Here is a 17,049-nt window from a genome sequence, read left to right as displayed (position 1 = left end):
GCGGCCCGAACGGCGGCGCACTGGGCGGACTAGTGTAATCGTGCCAGGTGAACAATCACCTGAAGGGCATGCGAGTGTGGATGCCCAGCCGCCCCCCTGCTCTCGCGCTGGACACTCCGCCCGCGCCTCGCTACGATCAAGCCCATCCTCTTTAACGTACCTGCGGCGCGGCAGGGAATTGCCGTTGCCTATCGGGCCGATCCAATCATTAAATTGGAGTTGCCCGCCAGTTAGGACGAGAGTAATAAGCTTCAAGCGTTGCCAGATCAGTCATCCCAAAATTGATATGGAGTCCGTATGCAGCAAAGCAGTCCTGTCTCTCCGCTGACCGCCGATCATTCATCGCCGGCCGTCAGCCCCCCGCCCCCCGAACCGCCCAAAGTGCTCCAGGACGTGCTGTCGCGCGCCGACGTGCAGATCAACGGCACGCGCCCCTGGGATATCCAGGTGCACGACAAGCACATGTACGAACGTGTCTTCGCCAGCTGGTCGTTGGGGCTGGGCGAGTCCTATATGGATGGGGAATGGGATTGCGACCAGTTGGATGAACTGTTCACCCGCCTGCTGCGCGCGGACATGGGGTCGGCGGCGCTGGGCGTGGCCCGCATCAAACTGATCGCCGAACACCTGCGCCACAAACTGTTCAACCTGCAATCCAAGCACCGGGCCTTTGAGGTCGGTGAACAGCACTACGACGCGGGCAACGATGTCTTTGAAGCCATGCTGGACAGCCGCATGATCTATTCCTGCGCCTACTGGGAAAACGCCAAGACGCTGGAAGAAGCCCAACTGGCCAAGCTGGACATGATCTGCCGCAAGCTGCAACTCAAGCCGGGCGAAACCCTGCTGGACATCGGTTGCGGTTGGGGCGGATTGGCCAAGTTTGCCGCCGAAAATTATGGCGTCACCGTCACAGGCGTGACCGTGTCGAAAGAACAGCTGGCGCTGGCGCAAGAGCGCGTCAAGGGCCTGCCGGTGCAACTCCTGCTGCAAGACTACCGCGACTTGCAAGGCAGCTTCGACAAGGTGGTGTCGGTCGGCATGTTTGAGCACGTCGGCCCCAAGAACTACGACACTTACTTTTCAAATGTGCAACGCCTGATGGCGCCGGATGGCATCTTCCTGCTGCACACGATCGGCATCGCCGCCACCAGCCAAAGCACCGATCCCTGGATCGACCGCTACGTGTTCCCCAACGGCAAGTTGCCCTCCGCGCGCGAAATCGCAACCGCCGTCGAACACCGCTTCATCATCGAAGACTGGCATAACTTCGGCGCCGACTACGACCGCACGCTGATGGCCTGGTGGGACCGGTTTGAACGCGCGTGGCCCGCGCTGCAAGCGCGCTACGGCACACGCTTCTACCGCATGTGGAAATACTATCTGATGTGTTGCGCCGGTTTCTTCCGCTCGCGCGAGGGGCAGCTCTGGCAGGTGATGCTGACGCACCCGCAGCGTCAGGACACCTACCGGTCCCTGCGTTAAGCAGCGTCCTCGCGGATCATGTCGGCGGCACGTTCCGCGATCATGATGGTCGGTGAATTGGTATTGCCCGAGGTAATCAACGGCATGACCGACGCATCGGCAACACGCAGCCCCTCCAGCCCGAACACCCGCAGCCGCGCGTCAACCACCGCGCCGCTGTCGGCGTTCTTGCCCATGGCGCAGGTGCCCACCGGGTGAAAGATGGTCGTGCCGATCTTGCCGGCGGCTTCGCGCAGTTGCTCGTCCGTCTGGTACGCCGGGCCCGGCAGCCACTCTTGCGGCTGATAGCGCTGCAAGGCCGGTGCGGCGGCAATGCGGCGCACCAGCCGGATCGAATCAGCCGCCACTTGTATATCCGCTTCCGTGCTCAGGTAGTTGGCCGCGATGACGGGCGTGGCCGCCTCCGGCGAACCCACCGGCCCTTGTGCATGGATGCTGCCACGCGAGGTCGGCCGCAGATTGCACACGCTGGCAGTGAAAGCGTCAAAGCCATGCAAGGGTTCGCCGAACGCCCCCAACGACAGCGGCTGCACATGGAATTCGACATTGGCGCGGGCCTGCCCCGGGTCGGACTTGGCAAACGCCCCCAGCTGGGACGGCGCCATGCTCATCGGGCCACTGCGGTTGACCAGGTATTCCAGGCCGATGCCGGCCTTGCCCCACCAGGATGAGGCAATGCGGTTCAGCGTCTTCACGCCATTGACCTTGATGATGACCCGCAGTTGCAGATGGTCTTGTAGATTCTCGCCCACGCCGGGCAAGGCATGGCGTAGCGCGATGCCGCTTTCACGCAGGCGGGCAGGTTCGCCAATGCCCGACTGCTCCAGCAGATGCGGCGTATTGACCGCCCCCGCCGCCAGCACCACTTCTCGGCTTGCGCGCACGGTCACGCTTTGCCCATTGCGCCGCAGTTGCACCCCCACGCAGCGCTTGCCTTCGAACACCAGTTGCTCGGCCACCGCGCCCGTCATCACGTGCAGATTGGGACGTTTCGCGACAGGCCGCAAGAACGCCTTGGACGTGTTCCATCGCCAGCCGCGCCGTTGGTTCACTTCAAAATAGCCGCTACCAAAGTTGTCGCCACGATTGAAGTCCTGCACGCGGGGAATGCCCTCTTGTTCGGCGGCGCCCGCGAATGCTTCCAGGATGTCCCACCGTAACCGCTGCGCCTCGACCCGCCATTCGCCGCCCGCGCCGTGAAACTCGTCGGCGCCGCGATGGTAGTCCTCGCTGCGCTTGAAAATAGGCAGCACCTGATCCCAGCTCCAGGCCGGGTCGCCCGACAGCTTCGCCCAATCCTCGTAGTCTTCCCGCTGTCCGCGCATGTAGATCATGCCGTTGATGGACGAACATCCGCCCAGCACGCGGCCCCGCGGATAGATCAGCGAGCGGCCGCCCAGGCCGGGCTCCTTGACCGTGCGGTACATCCAGTCCGTGCGTGGGTTGCCGATGCAATACAGATATCCCACCGGAATATGAATCCAATGGTAGTTATCGCGTCCGCCAGCCTCCAGCAGCAGCACCCGGGTGCCCGGATCCTGGCTCAGGCGGTTGGCCAGCACGCAACCGGCCGACCCCGCCCCCACGATGATGATGTCGTATGTCTCCATAAGCTCTTCTTATCTGGTGGGCGGCGCTTTGGGGGCTGCCGCCTGGTGAGCCGACCCGGCTACGGCGTCTGTACGCGCGCCAGGCATCTGGCATGACTCTGGCGTAGCGGCCCGAAACTGTCCAATGAAATGTTGAAAACCGGTTTATAAGCATCTTTAATAATGCACATCCCTACTGCCGGACATCGCCATGGACCTGAAGCACATTCGGACCTTTGCCGCCGTGGCGCGCGAAGGCAATCTGACCCGCGCAGCCGAACACCTGCACCTGACCCAACCCGCGCTCAGCCTGCAACTGAAGAATTTCCAGGAATCGCTGGATCTGACGCTGTTCTCACGCACGGCGCAGGGGCTTGCGCCCAATGCGGATGGCCGGGCGTTGTTGCCGTCCGCGCTGCGCATCCTGGACGCGCTGGACGACTTTCAGCGCGCCATCAGCGCCCTGCGCGACACGGTGCAGGGCGAATTGCGCATCGGCACCATTCTTGACCCTGAATTCCTGCGTCTGGGCGCCACCTTGCAATACCTGGTGGCGCACTATCCGAAAATCCGCCCTACGCTGCGCCATGGCATGTCGGGGTCGGTGAGCAGGCAGGTGCGGGCCGGGGATCTGGATGTGGGGTTTTCGCTTGGTCCGCATGCCTCCGCCAGCGTCCAGCCTGGCCTTGAGGCATTGCCGCTGGCATCGTTCGCCTATTACGTGGTGGCCCCCAAGGGCTGGGGCGCGCAGGTGGCGGGGCGCGGCTGGACCGAGATCGCCGCATTGCCATGGATCTGGACGCCGCCCGATTCCGTACATCACCGCCTGCTGGCCGACAAATTCGCCTCATTGGGGCTTGCGCCCAACGCGGTGGCGGAAGTGGATCAAGAGGCCTCGATGCTGGATCTGGTGCGCTCGGGCGTCGGCTTGTCGCTGGCGCGGGATTCCATCGCGCTGCGGGAATCCCAGGCCAATGGCCTGTTGCTGGTGAAGGGCCTGACGATCCAGGCCGAGCTGTCCTTCGTTACCCTGGCGTCCCGGCGTGATGATCCGTTGGTGGACGCCGCCTTCGATGCGGTACAGGCGGCGTTCGGTTAAGCATGCGCCGCCAATTTCCGTTTCAAATGTCACGATTTTCCGCACGACCCGCGTTGCACGACAGTTCAATAATGTCCCGAACCCATTGAACCCATCATCGACATGGCTACCATGACCCGAACCGCGTTTCTCAAATTACTGACGAAAAAGCTCTACCCCGTCCTTCATGCGGAAGGATTCGAGGGGTCCGGTCAAACGCTGCGGCGCATTCAAGGTCCGATTGTCCACGTCTTCAACGTCCAGGCCGCCAGCGGCGGCAAGGCGTGCTATCTCAACCTGGGTGCGCATTTCGATTTCCTGCCTTGTGAAGGCGGCTCATTCGTCCCACCCGCCGAGATCGAAGAATCGCATTGCGTCTTCCGTGATCGCATTGATCCCCCGCCCGGCGAGGCTTTCGGCTGGGCCTATGGCACGGACCCGGCGCAGGCGGAAGAGAACGTGGAATTCATCGTCAGCGAATGGGCCCGGCAAGGGCATGCGTTCTTTGCGCAATACGGCGACTATCCCGCCAGTTGCCAACGCTTGCTGCAAGAAACCGATCCCGATGAGATTCACCCAGCCAAGACACTGAATCTGGCGCGTATCGCGCGCCATCTGGGTGAATCCGACCGTGCGCGCGACTTTGCCCAATCGGGGCTGGCGCGCGCGCCACAGGCGGCCACCTCACTGAAGGCCAAGTTGGAGCAGGTATTGGCAGGCTGACGGTTGCCACATGCATCAAGGACGCCCGGCGCCACCTCAGGCGGTTGAACCGTAGTGACTACCCACCCAGGAGACATACGATGGTCAGCAAAAATACGATTTGCCTTTGGTACAACGGCACCGCACTGGACGCCGCGACGTTCTACGCCAAGACCTTCCCGGACAGCGCGGTCAAGGCCGTCCATCGCGCCCCCGGCGACTATCCCGCCGGCAAACAAGGCGATGTCTTGACGGTGGAGTTCACCGTCATGGGCATCCCGTGTCTGGGTTTGAACGGCGGCCCGGCGTTCAAACACAGCGAAGCCTTCTCGTTTCAGGTCGCCACCGACAACCAGGAAGAAACCGACCGCCTGTGGAATGCGATCGTTAACAATGGCGGCACGGAAAGCGAGTGCGGCTGGTGCAAGGACAAGTGGGGGCTGTCGTGGCAGATCACGCCGCGCATCCTGTCGGCCGCGGTCACCGACCCGGACCCTGCGGTGGCCAAGCGTGCCTTCGACGCCATGATGACCATGCAGAAGATCGATATCAGCGCGATCGAGGCCGCCCGGCGCGGCTGAAGAGATTCAGTGCGGTTTCCAGTTCAGCCCATCGGCCGACCGGTATTCGGGAGTGCCGGTGCAGCATCCTCCTGCACCAAACGCCTGCCGGCCGATGAAGGCTGTCACGCGGCCCTTGCTCTCGGTCAGTGATTGGCGAATGCAGATCGTCGGCAGCGGGTAGAAATCGCCTTCCAATACCAAGGTCCAGGCCACGTTGTCGCCTTCGGCCGGGTCAACTTTGTAGACCTTGCATTCGTTCATCAACAAGTGAATCGGCTTGCCTGCCAGCGTGCCCTTGAATTGCAGTTCTGGTGGCGTATTGTTGGTGGCGATGGTCTCGGCGGTCAGCTTCGACCCTGCTGGTGGCGGAGGAAGCGTGGGGTCGCAGCCCGCCAACAGGCCGGCTGCGCATAACGTCACTGCCAATCGGTAGGCTTGCTTCATGCCGTGGGTCCCGGTTCAGGTCACGCTGGCGAAGCGCTGTTCAAGGTAGGCAATGATATCGCTGGATTCATACATCCAGCGTGTGCCGCCCGCCTCTTCGATCCGCAGGCAAGGCACTTTCACCCGCCCTCCTCCCGCCAGCAGTTGCTCGCGCGCCAGGGGATCGCGCTTGACGTCGTGCAGCGCGATCGGGGCATTCAGCTTGTGGATGGCACGCCGGGTCTTGACGCAAAACGGGCAAGCGTGAAATTGATAGAGCGACAGCGCGGCCGCTTCCGTGTTGACCGTCGCCTGGCCTTGCGCCGAACGCTGTTGCGGACGCGGGCGCGTCAGCGCATCGCCCGCCACAATCAATTGACCCAAACCGACACGCAGAGCTTTAACCAGCATAGATAGGCACTCGAAAGGCATAAAGAGGCAGCCAGTCTACTCCCTGGCCGGGTATCGCCTGGCGAACGGTCGCGCGCGGCTGCAATTCCCAGGGTTTGATATCCTGCACGTGGATTGTTTTGCTCGACGGTCAATGGGCTTTCCGCCCACGCCACATAAGAAGACATTCTGATCAAGTCATGAAATCCCTTTCCCTAGCAATTCCCGATCATTCGCGCAGGCGGCTGTTGGCTCTTGCCCTGTCGCTGCTAGCCGTTGGCTCGGCCCATGCCCAGACCGAATCCACCATCGTCATCATTGGCAAGGATGGCTGGCTTTTCCCTGCGTGGGCAAGCCTGGACGATGCGGACGCCAAAGCCATCGATGCCTCCACGCGGCTGATCGCCGATGCAAAGACGCGGTTGGCCGCGCGCGGCGTTCATCTGGAACTGCTGGTCCTGCCCGACAAGGTGCGGTTCTATGAAGACCGCTTGCCCGCGGGCAAGACGGTAAACGACTCGGTGCGGAAACGCTACGAGACCATTCTCGGCTCGTTGCGCAAGGCGAACATCGATGCGCTGAATGCCAAGACCTTGTTCTCGGACCTGCGCGCCTCCGGCGTGGACGTCTACTACCGCAGCGATCAGCATTGGACCTTGGCAGCCTCGGACGCAACGGCCACGGCAATCGCAGCGCGTATCAAGCAGGCGGTGCCAAAACTGGCCGGCGAACCCGGGTCTGGCATGCCGTTGGGCAACGTCAAGCGGGAACGCCGCTATGGCGATCTGGCTGACTTGTTCCTGCCACCCGAGCAACGCGCCGCCGTTGGCCGCGAGACCTTCACCGTGCGCTATGCCGCAGAATCGCTGCCGCTGCTGGACAGCGGCAAGGCACCGGTCCACGTGACCGGGCACAGCATGGTGCAGGCCTATTATGGATTTCCGCAGAAGCTTTCGAACGGCATTGACCGGCCCGTGACCCTGAATTGGAAATCCGGCAATGTCGGCCCGTGGGTCGTGTTGCTGGAATACCTGGAATCAGCCAGCTTTCGCGACAATCCGCCGCAAGCGCTGGTTTGGCAGATGTACGAGCCGGTGTACGGTCTTGGGCCTCAAGCCGAAGGCCAATGGAACAGCGCCTCGCTCATGACTCCCCAGCAATGGCAAGCCAGGCTGCAAAAGGCACTCGCCCGATAGCGCGCGGTCAGAACTCGGCCGTCACAGCAGCAGGGTGTCGGGCCGCGCCAATACGGTGCGACGACGCACAACGCATTGCACCAGTTTGAGGCATTGGCCGCACGCCCGGCACCGGCCAACTTCATGCGGCCGCCCTTCACTTCATGGCTCACCCGCCGCTTTTCCCTCTGAGGCGACCAACCATTCCCGCTGTGCGGCCTCCCTCCCGGCTTTCTGGCACGGTCCTTGCTTAGTTTCCCTGGCAGGCAGCGACGCCCGCATCACAACTTGAGCAGTCCCGGCAAAGGCGCCCCGACCGAAAGGTCCAGGGGCGCCTTTTGCCTTTTTGAATCGCCTATCCAAGACTTGAGGATACCCATGAAAGCAGCGGCCACTCCCGATTCCTTGCAGACCCTGATCGTGATCGGCAACGGCATGGTGGGCCACCATTGCGTCGAACAGTTGATCGCCCGCGGGGCGCTGGAACGCTATCGCATCCATGTTTACGGCGAAGAGTCCCGCCGCGCCTATGACCGCGTGCATCTCTCCGAATACCTGAATGGACGCGATGCCGAGTCGATGGCGATGAGCGACGCGGCGTTCTATGCGCAAGCGGGACTGACGCTGCATTTGGGCGAACCGGTGCTGGAAATCGACCGCCACGCGCGGGAGATCGTGACGGCCCAAGGCCGCACCGCCTACGACAAGCTGGTGCTGGCCACCGGCTCTTATCCCTTCGTGCCGCCCATCGCGGGCGCGGAAGGCGCGTCGCGTCTGGTGTACCGAACCATCGACGACCTGGACCTGATCCGTGCGGCCGCCAGCGGTGCGCGGCGCGGGGTGGTGGTGGGTGGCGGCTTGCTTGGGCTGGAGGCCGCCAATGCGCTGAAGTCGCTGAATCTGGAAGCGCATGTGGTGGAGTTCGCGCCGCGCCTGATGCCGGTGCAGCTGGACGAGGAAGGCGGCAACGCGCTACGCGCACGCATCGAGACGCTGGGCGTTGGCGTGCATCTGTCGCGCGCCACGCAAGACATCAAGCCCGGCACGCAATACCGCTATCGCATGCGCTTTGCCGAAGGCGCACCGCTTGAGACCGACCTGATCGTGTTCTCGGCGGGCATTCGCCCGCAAGTCACGCTGGCGCGCAAGGCCAGCCTGGCGCTGGCCGAACGTGGTGGCGTGGCGATCGACGACCGCTGCCGCAGCAGCGACGAAGATATCTACGCCATTGGAGAATGCGCGGCCTGGAATGGCAGCGTGTTCGGCCTGGTGGCGCCGGGCTACCAGATGGCGCGCATCGCGGCCGCCGACCTGTGCGACACGCCGGAACCGCCGTTCTCCGGCGCCGACATGTCCACGAAGCTGAAACTGCTGGGCGTGGATGTAGGGTCCATCGGCGACGCCCACGGCGCGACGCCAGGCGCGCGCAGCTACCGCTACATCGACGAAGCCGGTTCCAGTTACCGCAGGCTGGTGGTGTCCGCCGATGGCAAGCGCGTCCTGGGCGCCGTGCTGGTGGGTGACAACCGCTATTACGACACGCTATTGCAGTACGTGCAGAACGGCATCGCGCCGCCCGCCGATCCCGCCAGCCTGATCTTGCCGCTAGGCAAGGCCGCCCCGGCTTTGGGCGTGGATGCGCTGCCGGCCACCGCCACCATCTGCTCCTGTCACAACGTCAGCAAAGGCGCGGTCAGCGCGGCCATCGACGGCGGCTGCACCGATCTGGCCGGTGTCAAAACCTGCACCAAGGCCGCTTCCGGTTGCGGCGGCTGCGCCGGGTTGCTCAAGCAGGTGGTGGAACATGAACTGGCCAGCCGCGGCGTCGCCGTCGATAAAAGCCTGTGCGAGCACTTCGCCTACACGCGCCAGGAGCTTTACGCGATTGTGCGCGTGGGCGGCATCGAAACCTTCGAGGCGCTGCTGGCCAGCCACGGCCGCGGGCACGTAGGCTGCGACATCTGCAAGCCAGCCGTCGGGTCCATCCTGGCGTCGTGCTGGAACCGGCCCATCCAGGAACCGCACCTGGTGCCGCTGCAAGACACCAATGACACCTTCATGGCCAATATGCAGAAGAACGGCACCTATTCGGTCGTGCCGCGCATCCCGGCCGGCGAGATCACGCCCGATGGCCTGATCGCCATCGGCGCGGTAGCCAAGAAGTATCAGCTTTACACCAAGATCACGGGCGGCCAGCGCATCGACCTGTTCGGCGCGCAGCTGCATGAACTGCCGGACATCTGGGCCGAATTGATCGCCGCCGGCTTTGAAACCGGGCACGCCTACGGCAAGTCCACCCGCACCGTGAAGTCCTGCGTGGGCAGCACCTGGTGCCGCTATGGCGTTCAAGACAGCGTGCAGATGGCGCTGGACATCGAACACCGCTACAAGGGCCTGCGGTCCCCGCACAAGCTGAAATTCGCGGTATCGGGCTGCACGCGCGAATGCGCTGAAGCGCAAAGCAAGGACATCGGCGTGATCGCCACCGAAAACGGCTGGAACCTCTACGTGTGCGGAAACGGAGGCATGCGCCCGCGCCACGCCGAACTGTTCGCCACCGACCTGGACGATGCCGCGTTGATCCGCACCATTGACCGCGTGCTGATGTTCTACATACGCACCGCCGACAAGCTGCAACGCACGTCCGTCTGGCGTGAATCGCTGGAAGGCGGCCTGGACTATCTGAAGGACGTGGTGCTGAACGATAGCCTGGGACTGGGCGCTGAACTGGACTTGCAGATGCAGCAGGTGGTGGACCGCTATGAATGCGAGTGGGCCAACGCCCTGGGTGACCCTGAAAAGCTCAAACGCTTCCGCACCTTCGTGAACGATCGTAGCGGCGACCCCGACATCCAATTCGTGCAGGAACGGGGCCAACCCCGTCCCGCCCCGGCGCGCGTGCCGTCGCGCGTCATCCCCATCGCCGAGGAGATCGCCTGATGAACGCGCCCAAGGATTGCACCCACTGGCGCCACGCCTGCTTGCGCCAGGATCTGGTGGCTCACTCGGGCGTGGTGGCCCTGGTGGACGGTGAACAGATCGCCTTGTTCTACCTGCCCAACGCCGAAGACGACGGCCTGTACGCGGTCGAAAACCGCGACCCGAAATCAGGCGCGAACGTCATCGGCCGTGGTCTCGTCGGCCATCTCAGCGGCGAGCTGGTGGTGGCGTCACCGCTCTACAAGCAGCACTTTCGGCTGGCGGACGGCAGTTGCGTGCAGTACCCGGACCAATGGCTGCGCACCTGGCAGGCGCGGTTCAACGGGGACTGCGTTGAAATCGCCTGACGGATGGAGCAATGGATGGCGGGCCGCTGCCTAGCGGAACACCCGCTGCGTCAGGCTGACCACTGCCCCAACCAGCGCCAGACCGGCCAGCACGCGGAAGTGATCCAGATTGGCCAGCAGCGCCGACTGCTGGTTCAGCATCTGCGCGATCTGCGCCATGGCCATCTGCTGCGCCTGGGCCGGGTCCGCCACCGCCGCATAGAGACTGCTCAGGTGCGCCTTCGCGGCTTCATAGTTTGCATTGCCCGTGGCAATGCGCGCTTGCAGCACGTTGTAGTGTTCGGACGTCAGCCACTGCTGGCCCACCGTCGCCATCATGATGCCCAACGCCTGCCCGATCTGCGCCAGCATGTTCTTCACCTGCTGCGCATGGGCGAAGACGGCAGGATCGTGGGCAAGGCCGGCGAAGGTGTTCATCGCCGTGGTGGGCATCGCGATCATGAGGAAAGCGCCATAGCAGGCCAGCGCGGGCAAGACGTCGGCCCACGGGTCGGCCTCGGGCGTCAGGCGCGACATCAACACCCCAAACGCCGCCAGCGACAGGAATGCCGTCACGAAGAACTTGCGCGGTGACGGCCAGCGGACCAGCAACTGCGACATCACCGCAAAGGTCAGCACCCCTGCCCCCAGGCCCATCGCAAAGAACATCCCCGCATTGGCCCAGGACAGCCCCAGCGCGCGTTGCAACATCAGCGGCACCAGATAGCCATTGGCGCCCAGCATCAGATAGCAGAACATGAAGAGCGCCAGGCCGCTCAGAAAGCGCACTTCCCGCATGCCGCCCAGCCTGAGCAGCGGGGCGCCGTTGCGCGTTTCCGAACGCACGAAGTACGCCAGCGCCGCCACGCCGGACACGGCGAAAAGCAGCAGCAGATGGCGGTCGCTGAAGAAGTCGTAATAAGAGCGTTGCAGCGAGTGCAAGAGCAAGAAGCTGCCCAGTCCCAGCGCGGCAATCGGCGCCAGCCGGGCCTGGCCAGTGACGGTCGCCCCGCCTTCCTTGCCCGGCATGGACGCGCTGACCGGAATCATCGCCAGCACCGACAATCCAGCCACCAGCCAGAACATCAGCGGCCAGCCGTCGTGATCAACCGCCAGCGACGCCAGCCAAGGCGCCAGCGCGGTGCCGGTGCACAGCCCTATCGCCAACGCTTTGATCCCCTGAAACCGCGCGGGACCAGGCGGGATCAGGTTCACCGTCAGACGCGATGACGTCAGCATCGCCGCGCACCCGGTCGCCATCAGCACCCGGCCCAACAGAAAACCCGCCTCGCCCAGCGACAGCGCGCACATCACCGCGCCCGCGGCCGCCGCGCCCAACGACGCCAACAGGTAGCGGCGCATGCCCAAGTGGTGCACCAGCCAGCCTTGCAGCGCAATCATCACCACGGCGACGCAGGCGTAGATGACCGCAACGGTGGTGTATTCCTCGGGGCTGGCGCCGATCTCACCCATGATGGGCGCGGCAGCAAACCCGACCATCCCGTTTTGCAGGAAATCGATGAAGGTCAGCGAGCCTATCGTCATCAGCAAAGCGGGCGGAATCTTGGGCGGCATGAGGTGTTGAGCGGCTGGCACGTTGGAGATTTCCATTTTTAAGCCCAGGCTGTATATGCCTAGGCAGGTAATCAAGCAAAAAAAAGCGGACGGTTGAATTCAGTCCGCGACGGCGTTGACCAGCAAGCGCGACAACAACTTGTGCAGCGTGTCCGCGTCATCTTCCGAAAAACCAGCCAGCAAGCGCCCCATGGCGACCTCGGTCGCGGCTAGCGCCTGGGGCAGCATCGCCTGGCCTGATTCGGTCAGTTCAATCAGGTAACTGCGCCGATCAGATTCGTTTTCCACCCGCCGGATGAAACCCTTGGCCACGATGCGGTCCAGCAGCCGGGTCATCGCGCCGGAGTCATACGCCAGCACCCGGCAAAAGTCGCTAAGCGTGCGACCCCATCCCTTCGCCAGGCAATTCAGCACCACATACTGCGGCGTGGTGAGTTCGTAGGGCGCCAGTTCACGTTCCAGCGCATCGTGAATGCTGTTGCGCACGGACGTCACCATGAAGCCGAGTTCACCGGTATGAAAGCGGTCCAGCATGGTGGGGTTGGCGGGCGGCATGAGAGGTCTCGCAATGGCGTTGGGGGACGACGAGCAAATATTAACTGCCTAGGCAGTTAATATGCAAGCCTCAAATGACAAGACGGTGGACAACACGGTGCGGCGACCTGGGTCAAGGCAGGTTCTCGCGAAAAATCACCTGGCTGCGTGCCAACTCAACACCTGTCATCGGGCTGCGTTTATCGCGCAGGTTACAGAAGATGCGCACGCAGCTCATCAGCGCTTCCATCGGACTTTGAGTAATGACGGCATCCATCGTGCCGTCGATCAGCAAGGACCGGGTGTCGGGCGTCAGGCCGTGCCCGATGAAAACCACGCGATGCTGCTGGCCCGCTTCCTTCAGCGCCCGGGCCACGCCATCGGACGCCCCGCCGATGTTGTAGATGCCCGCCAGGTTGGGATATTGCTCCAGCAATTGGCGGGTTTGCTCATAGTTGCGCTGGGCATCGTCATAACCTTCGCGCAGGTCCACCACCTGCATCGCCTGAAACTGTTCGGCGTACAGCTGCAAGAAGCCGCTTTCGCGTTCCTCGTGGGCTCGGTAATGGCGTGAGCCGGCAATCAGCGCCACATGCGCGGCGCGCGAGCCAATGAAGCGCGCAATCAGATAGCCGGCGGTGCGGCCGGCGGCGCGGTTGTCCAGCCCCACGTAAGCCACGCGCGCGCTGTTGGCCAGGTCGGAAATCAGTGTCACCGCCGGCACGCCCTGCTGCGCCAGCGTATTGACGGCTTCACGCACCACCGGGTGTTCCAGCGCCATGAAGGCAATGCCGTCGGCCCGCTTGCCGTGCTTGGCCAGCGCCTGCGCCAGCGCGTCGGGGTTGAAGCTTTCCACATATTCGATCTGGCACTTGGCGTTCAGCGGCGCGAAGTGCTCGTGCGCGTAGCTAACGGTGTCGCCCAGCATGCGCAGGTAGCGGTTGCTGCCGCGCGGCAGCAGGAACACCAGCCGCATCGGCTCGGCCGGAAGCGCGGCGCTCAATTCCTGTTCCGGCAGATAGTCCAGTTCGATGGCGGCCTTGAAGACCTTTTGCGCGGTATTGGCCCGCACCCCCGGCCGGCGATTCAGCACGCGGTCGGCCGTGGCGGTGGACACGCCAGCGCGTGCGGCCACGTCGGCCAGGCGGGCAAGCTTGCGTTCGGAGGGAGGCTTGGTCACATCAAAAACCATCACGAATGAGGTTTGACGATGATACTGCCTATTCACTATTGTCCACTCTGCCGCATGGTATTGGCGTTTTGTGGCACATCAAAAAACATCATAACTACGATTATGGAGACAACCATGAAGCTGCTGACACGCCGCAGTGCCTTGCGCCGCCTTTGCGCGGTGCCCGCCGTTGCCCTGACCACGGGCTTCCCGCTGATCGCCCGCGCGGCCGATTTCTCGTTGAAGTACGGCAACAACTTGCCGGTCACCCATCCGTTGAACATCCGCGCACAAGAAGCCGCCGAACGCATCCTGAAGGAAAGCAACGGCCGGGTGGACATCAAGATTTTCCCGAACAACCAATTGGGCGGCGACACCGACATGCTGGCGCAAGTGCGCTCGGGCGGTATCGACTTCTTCACGCCTTCCGCGCTGGTGATCGCCACGCTGGTGCCGGTAGCCGCCATCAACGCGGTCGGCTTCGCGTTCAAGGATTACAACCAGGTGTGGGGCGCCATGGATGGGGCGCTGGGCGCGCACGTGCGTGCTGCCATCGCGCAACGCAAGCTCTACGCCTTTGAAAAGATGTGGGACAACGGCTTCCGCCAAACCACCAGCAGCAAGGCGCCCGTGGCCTCTGCGTCCGACATGAACGGCTTGAAGATCCGCGTGCCGGTGAGCTCCCTGCCGATCTCCATGTTCAAGGGCTTGGGCGCCGCGCCCGCCAGCTTGCAATTCAGCGAAGTCTATTCCTCCTTGCAGACCAAGGTGGTGGACGCCCAGGAAAACCCGTTGCCCATCATTCAGGTCGCCAAGCTGTATGAAGTGCAGAAATATTGCTCGCTGACCAATCACATCTGGGATGGTTACTGGTTCATTGCCAACGGCCGCATGTGGGAAGGCCTGCCGGAAGACCTGAGGACGATCGTCGCGCGCGGCATCAATGAAGCCGGCCTGGCGCAGCGTGAAGACATCAAGAAGCTGAACGCCTCGGTACAGTCCGACCTGGAAGCCAAGGGCCTGCAATTCAACCAGCCGTCCCCTGACAGTTTCCGCGAGCAGCTGCGCAGCGCGGGCTTCTACAAGGAATGGCAAGGCCGCTTCGGCAACGAAGCCTGGTCGCTGCTGGAACAAAGCGTCGGCAAGCTGGCCTGAGGTCGCGCCATGTCTTCCTTGTCCGCTTCCCACGCCGCGGCGCCGGCGCTACCGGCCAATCCCCTGCGCCGGGCCGCCAACGCGCTGGATGGCGTGCTGGGCGGCATCGTCGAGCATGTTGCCGCCGCCATCGTGCTGATCGAGATCATCGTGCTGTTCGCCGGGGTGGTGGCGCGCTATGCGTTTCACAGCCCCCTGGTCTGGTCCGACGAACTCGCGTCCATTCTGTTCCTGTGGCTGTCCATGCTGGGGGCCGTCGTCGCCTTGCGGCGCGGCGAACACATGCGCATGACGGCGCTGGTCAACAACGTCAGCCCGGCTCGCCGCGCGCAGCTTGAAACCGCGGCGCTGGCCGCGTCACTAGCCTTCCTGCTGCTGATCCTGGCGCCGGCCATCGAGTACGCCCACGAAGAACACTTCATCATCACGCCCGCGCTGGAACTCAGCAATGCGTGGCGTGCAGCGGCCATTCCGGTCGGCATGGGCCTGATGGCCGTGGTGGCCGTGTTGCGCCTGCTGCGCACGCAACCGCTGCGGCAAGTCTTGCTGGCGCTGGTTGGCGTGGCCGTGGTCGTCGTCCTGTTCTGGCTGGCGCAACCGCTGTTCAAGGGGCTGGGCAAGCTGAACCTGGTGATCTTCTTCGTGGGAATCGTGGCCGCCACCGTGTTCTCCGGCGTGCCGATTGCGTTCTCGTTCGCGCTGGCGACCTTCTCCTATCTGGCGTTGACCACCAACACGCCGATGGAAGTGATGGTTGGCCGGCTGGACGAAGGCATGTCGCATCTGATGCTGCTGGCGGTGCCGCTGTTCATCTTCCTGGGATCGCTGATTGAAATGACCGGCATGGCGCGCGCCATGATCCAGTTCCTGGCCAGTCTGCTGGGGCATGTGCGCGGCGGCCTGTCCTACGTGCTGATCGGCGCCATGTATCTGGTGTCGGGCATTTCCGGGTCGAAAATCGCCGACATGGCGGCCATTGCGCCCGTGCTGTTCCCTGAAATGCAGAAGCGCGGCGCCAAGCCCGGCGACCTGGTGGCGCTGCTGTCGGCCACCGGCGCGCAAACCGAAACCATCCCGCCGTCCATCGTGCTGATCACCATTGGTTCGGTGACGGGCGTCTCCATCGCCGCTCTGTTCACGGGTGGCCTGCTGCCCGCGGTGGTGTTGGGCCTGGCGCTGTGCTCGGTCGTGTGGTGGCGCTACCGCAAGGAAGACCTGAGCCTGGCGCAACGTTTCAGCGCAAAGGAAATCGGCCGCTTCTTCGTGATTGCCCTGCCGGCCGTTGCCCTGCCCTTCGTGATCCGCGCCGCCGTGGTGGAAGGCGTAGCCACGGCCACCGAGGTCTCCACCATCGGCATCGTGTATTCCGTGCTGATCGGCCTGCTGATCTACCGGCGTTTCAACTGGGCGCGGTTGCGGCCCATGCTGATCGAAACGGCCTCGCTGTCGGGCGCCATCATGTTGATCGTGGGCTGCGCCACGGCCATGGCCTGGGCGCTGACGCAGTCGGGGTTCTCGGGCGATCTGGCCCGCCTGATGGCAGGCATGCCCGGCGGCAGCTACGGTTTCCTGGCCGTATCCATCGTGGCGTTCATCATCCTGGGCAGCGTGCTGGAAGGCATCCCCGCCATCGTGCTGTTCGGGCCACTGTTGTTCCCGATCGCGGTGCAGGCAGGCGTGCATGAAGTGCACTACGCGATGGTCGTGATCTTCGCCATGGGCATTGGCCTGTTCGCGCCGCCCTTCGGCGTGGGGTATTACGGCGCCTGCGCCATCAGCCGCGTCGACCCCAACGAGGGCATCGGCCCGATCTGGGGCTACATCGTCGCGCTGCTGGTGGGCCTGGTCATCGTGGCCGCGTTCCCCTGGTTCTCGATCGGTTTCCTATGACGCGACGCGGCCGGATGCTGACGCCGGCCGCCCCCCTTTCGTCTACTTAGCCT

General features: G+C 63.6%; 15 protein-coding genes. 9 read left to right on the top strand and 6 right to left on the bottom strand.

Going from position 1 to position 17,049, the window contains the following annotated elements; translation table 11 throughout:
* The first annotated feature begins 297 nt into the window (after window positions 1-297).
* Window positions 298-1,485, top strand: a complete 1,188-nt coding sequence (gene cfa, locus HV753_RS11250; protein WP_175174511.1) for a cyclopropane fatty acyl phospholipid synthase — start codon at window positions 298-300, stop codon at window positions 1,483-1,485.
* On the opposite strand, the gene HV753_RS11245 is transcribed toward cfa, so the two are convergent.
* The gene (locus tag HV753_RS11245) at window positions 1,482-3,095 is read right to left on the bottom strand and encodes a GMC family oxidoreductase (protein WP_175174510.1); all 1,614 of its coding nucleotides are present in this window, start codon (window positions 3,093-3,095) and stop codon (window positions 1,482-1,484) included. The two genes, cfa and HV753_RS11245, sit on opposite strands and share 4 nt — an antisense overlap.
* A gap of 190 nt (window positions 3,096-3,285) precedes the next feature.
* Here HV753_RS11245 and HV753_RS11240 point away from each other — a divergent pair, with 190 nt between their 5' ends.
* The 3 genes from HV753_RS11240 (at window position 3,286) to HV753_RS11230 (ending at window position 5,435) form a co-directional block, all read left to right on the top strand.
* Window positions 3,286-4,173 (top strand): LysR family transcriptional regulator, encoded by an 888-nt coding sequence (locus HV753_RS11240; protein ID WP_175174509.1) that lies wholly within the window; start codon window positions 3,286-3,288, stop codon window positions 4,171-4,173.
* 111 nt (window positions 4,174-4,284) lie between these two features.
* Entirely contained in the window at window positions 4,285-4,875 is a 591-nt protein-coding gene (locus tag HV753_RS11235; protein ID WP_246288229.1) for a DUF4304 domain-containing protein, read from the top strand.
* Between the two features lie 80 nt (window positions 4,876-4,955).
* Window positions 4,956-5,435 (top strand): VOC family protein, encoded by a 480-nt coding sequence (locus tag HV753_RS11230; protein ID WP_175174507.1) that lies wholly within the window; start codon window positions 4,956-4,958, stop codon window positions 5,433-5,435.
* A 6-nt stretch (window positions 5,436-5,441) separates the two neighbouring features.
* Here HV753_RS11230 and HV753_RS11225 read toward each other — a convergent pair whose 3' ends face one another.
* Together HV753_RS11225 and HV753_RS11220 are read right to left on the bottom strand one after the other, a co-directional pair.
* Window positions 5,442-5,861 carry a hypothetical protein gene (locus HV753_RS11225; RefSeq protein WP_175174506.1) on the bottom strand — a complete coding sequence of 140 codons (420 nt, stop codon included), beginning with the start codon at window positions 5,859-5,861 and terminating at the stop codon, window positions 5,442-5,444.
* A gap of 15 nt (window positions 5,862-5,876) precedes the next feature.
* A complete protein-coding gene (locus HV753_RS11220; protein ID WP_175174505.1) occupies window positions 5,877-6,251 on the bottom strand; it encodes a glutaredoxin family protein in 375 nt (124 codons plus the stop codon).
* A gap of 179 nt (window positions 6,252-6,430) precedes the next feature.
* On the opposite strand from HV753_RS11220, the gene HV753_RS11215 reads away from it, so the two are divergent.
* The 3 genes from HV753_RS11215 (at window position 6,431) to nirD (ending at window position 10,692) form a co-directional block, all read left to right on the top strand.
* Complete coding sequence (locus HV753_RS11215) at window positions 6,431-7,426, top strand: alginate O-acetyltransferase AlgX-related protein (RefSeq protein ID WP_175174504.1); 996 nt, start codon at window positions 6,431-6,433, stop codon at window positions 7,424-7,426.
* Between the two features lie 357 nt (window positions 7,427-7,783).
* On the top strand, window positions 7,784-10,345 hold the full coding sequence (nirB, locus tag HV753_RS11210; protein ID WP_175174503.1) for a nitrite reductase large subunit NirB: 2,562 nt from the start codon (window positions 7,784-7,786) through the stop codon (window positions 10,343-10,345).
* Entirely contained in the window at window positions 10,345-10,692 is a 348-nt protein-coding gene (nirD, locus tag HV753_RS11205) for a nitrite reductase small subunit NirD (protein ID WP_175174502.1), read from the top strand. Before nirB ends, nirD begins: the two co-directional genes overlap by 1 nt.
* Window positions 10,693-10,722: 30 nt before the next feature.
* Here the strand turns inward: nirD and HV753_RS11200 are convergent, their stop codons facing one another.
* From HV753_RS11200 to HV753_RS11190, 3 genes are all read right to left on the bottom strand, one after another.
* Window positions 10,723-12,282, bottom strand: coding sequence for an MFS transporter (locus HV753_RS11200; RefSeq protein WP_246288228.1), 1,560 nt, complete (start codon window positions 12,280-12,282; stop codon window positions 10,723-10,725).
* Between the two features lie 63 nt (window positions 12,283-12,345).
* Window positions 12,346-12,801, bottom strand: a complete 456-nt coding sequence (locus HV753_RS11195) for a MarR family winged helix-turn-helix transcriptional regulator (protein WP_175174501.1) — start codon at window positions 12,799-12,801, stop codon at window positions 12,346-12,348.
* Between the two features lie 112 nt (window positions 12,802-12,913).
* Window positions 12,914-13,975, bottom strand: a complete 1,062-nt coding sequence (locus HV753_RS11190; protein WP_175174500.1) for a LacI family DNA-binding transcriptional regulator — start codon at window positions 13,973-13,975, stop codon at window positions 12,914-12,916.
* A gap of 111 nt (window positions 13,976-14,086) precedes the next feature.
* On the opposite strand from HV753_RS11190, the gene HV753_RS11185 reads away from it, so the two are divergent.
* Entirely contained in the window at window positions 14,087-15,106 is a 1,020-nt protein-coding gene (locus tag HV753_RS11185; protein ID WP_175174499.1) for a TRAP transporter substrate-binding protein, read from the top strand.
* A 9-nt stretch (window positions 15,107-15,115) separates the two neighbouring features.
* Entirely contained in the window at window positions 15,116-16,996 is a 1,881-nt protein-coding gene (locus HV753_RS11180) for a TRAP transporter large permease (RefSeq protein WP_175174498.1), read from the top strand.
* Window positions 16,997-17,049 lie beyond the last annotated feature (53 nt).

Source organism: Achromobacter pestifer (assembly GCF_902859625.1).
GTDB classification, from domain to species: Bacteria; Pseudomonadota; Gammaproteobacteria; order Burkholderiales; family Burkholderiaceae_B; genus Achromobacter; species Achromobacter pestifer.
This window is presented reverse-complemented; position numbering and strand designations above follow the sequence as displayed.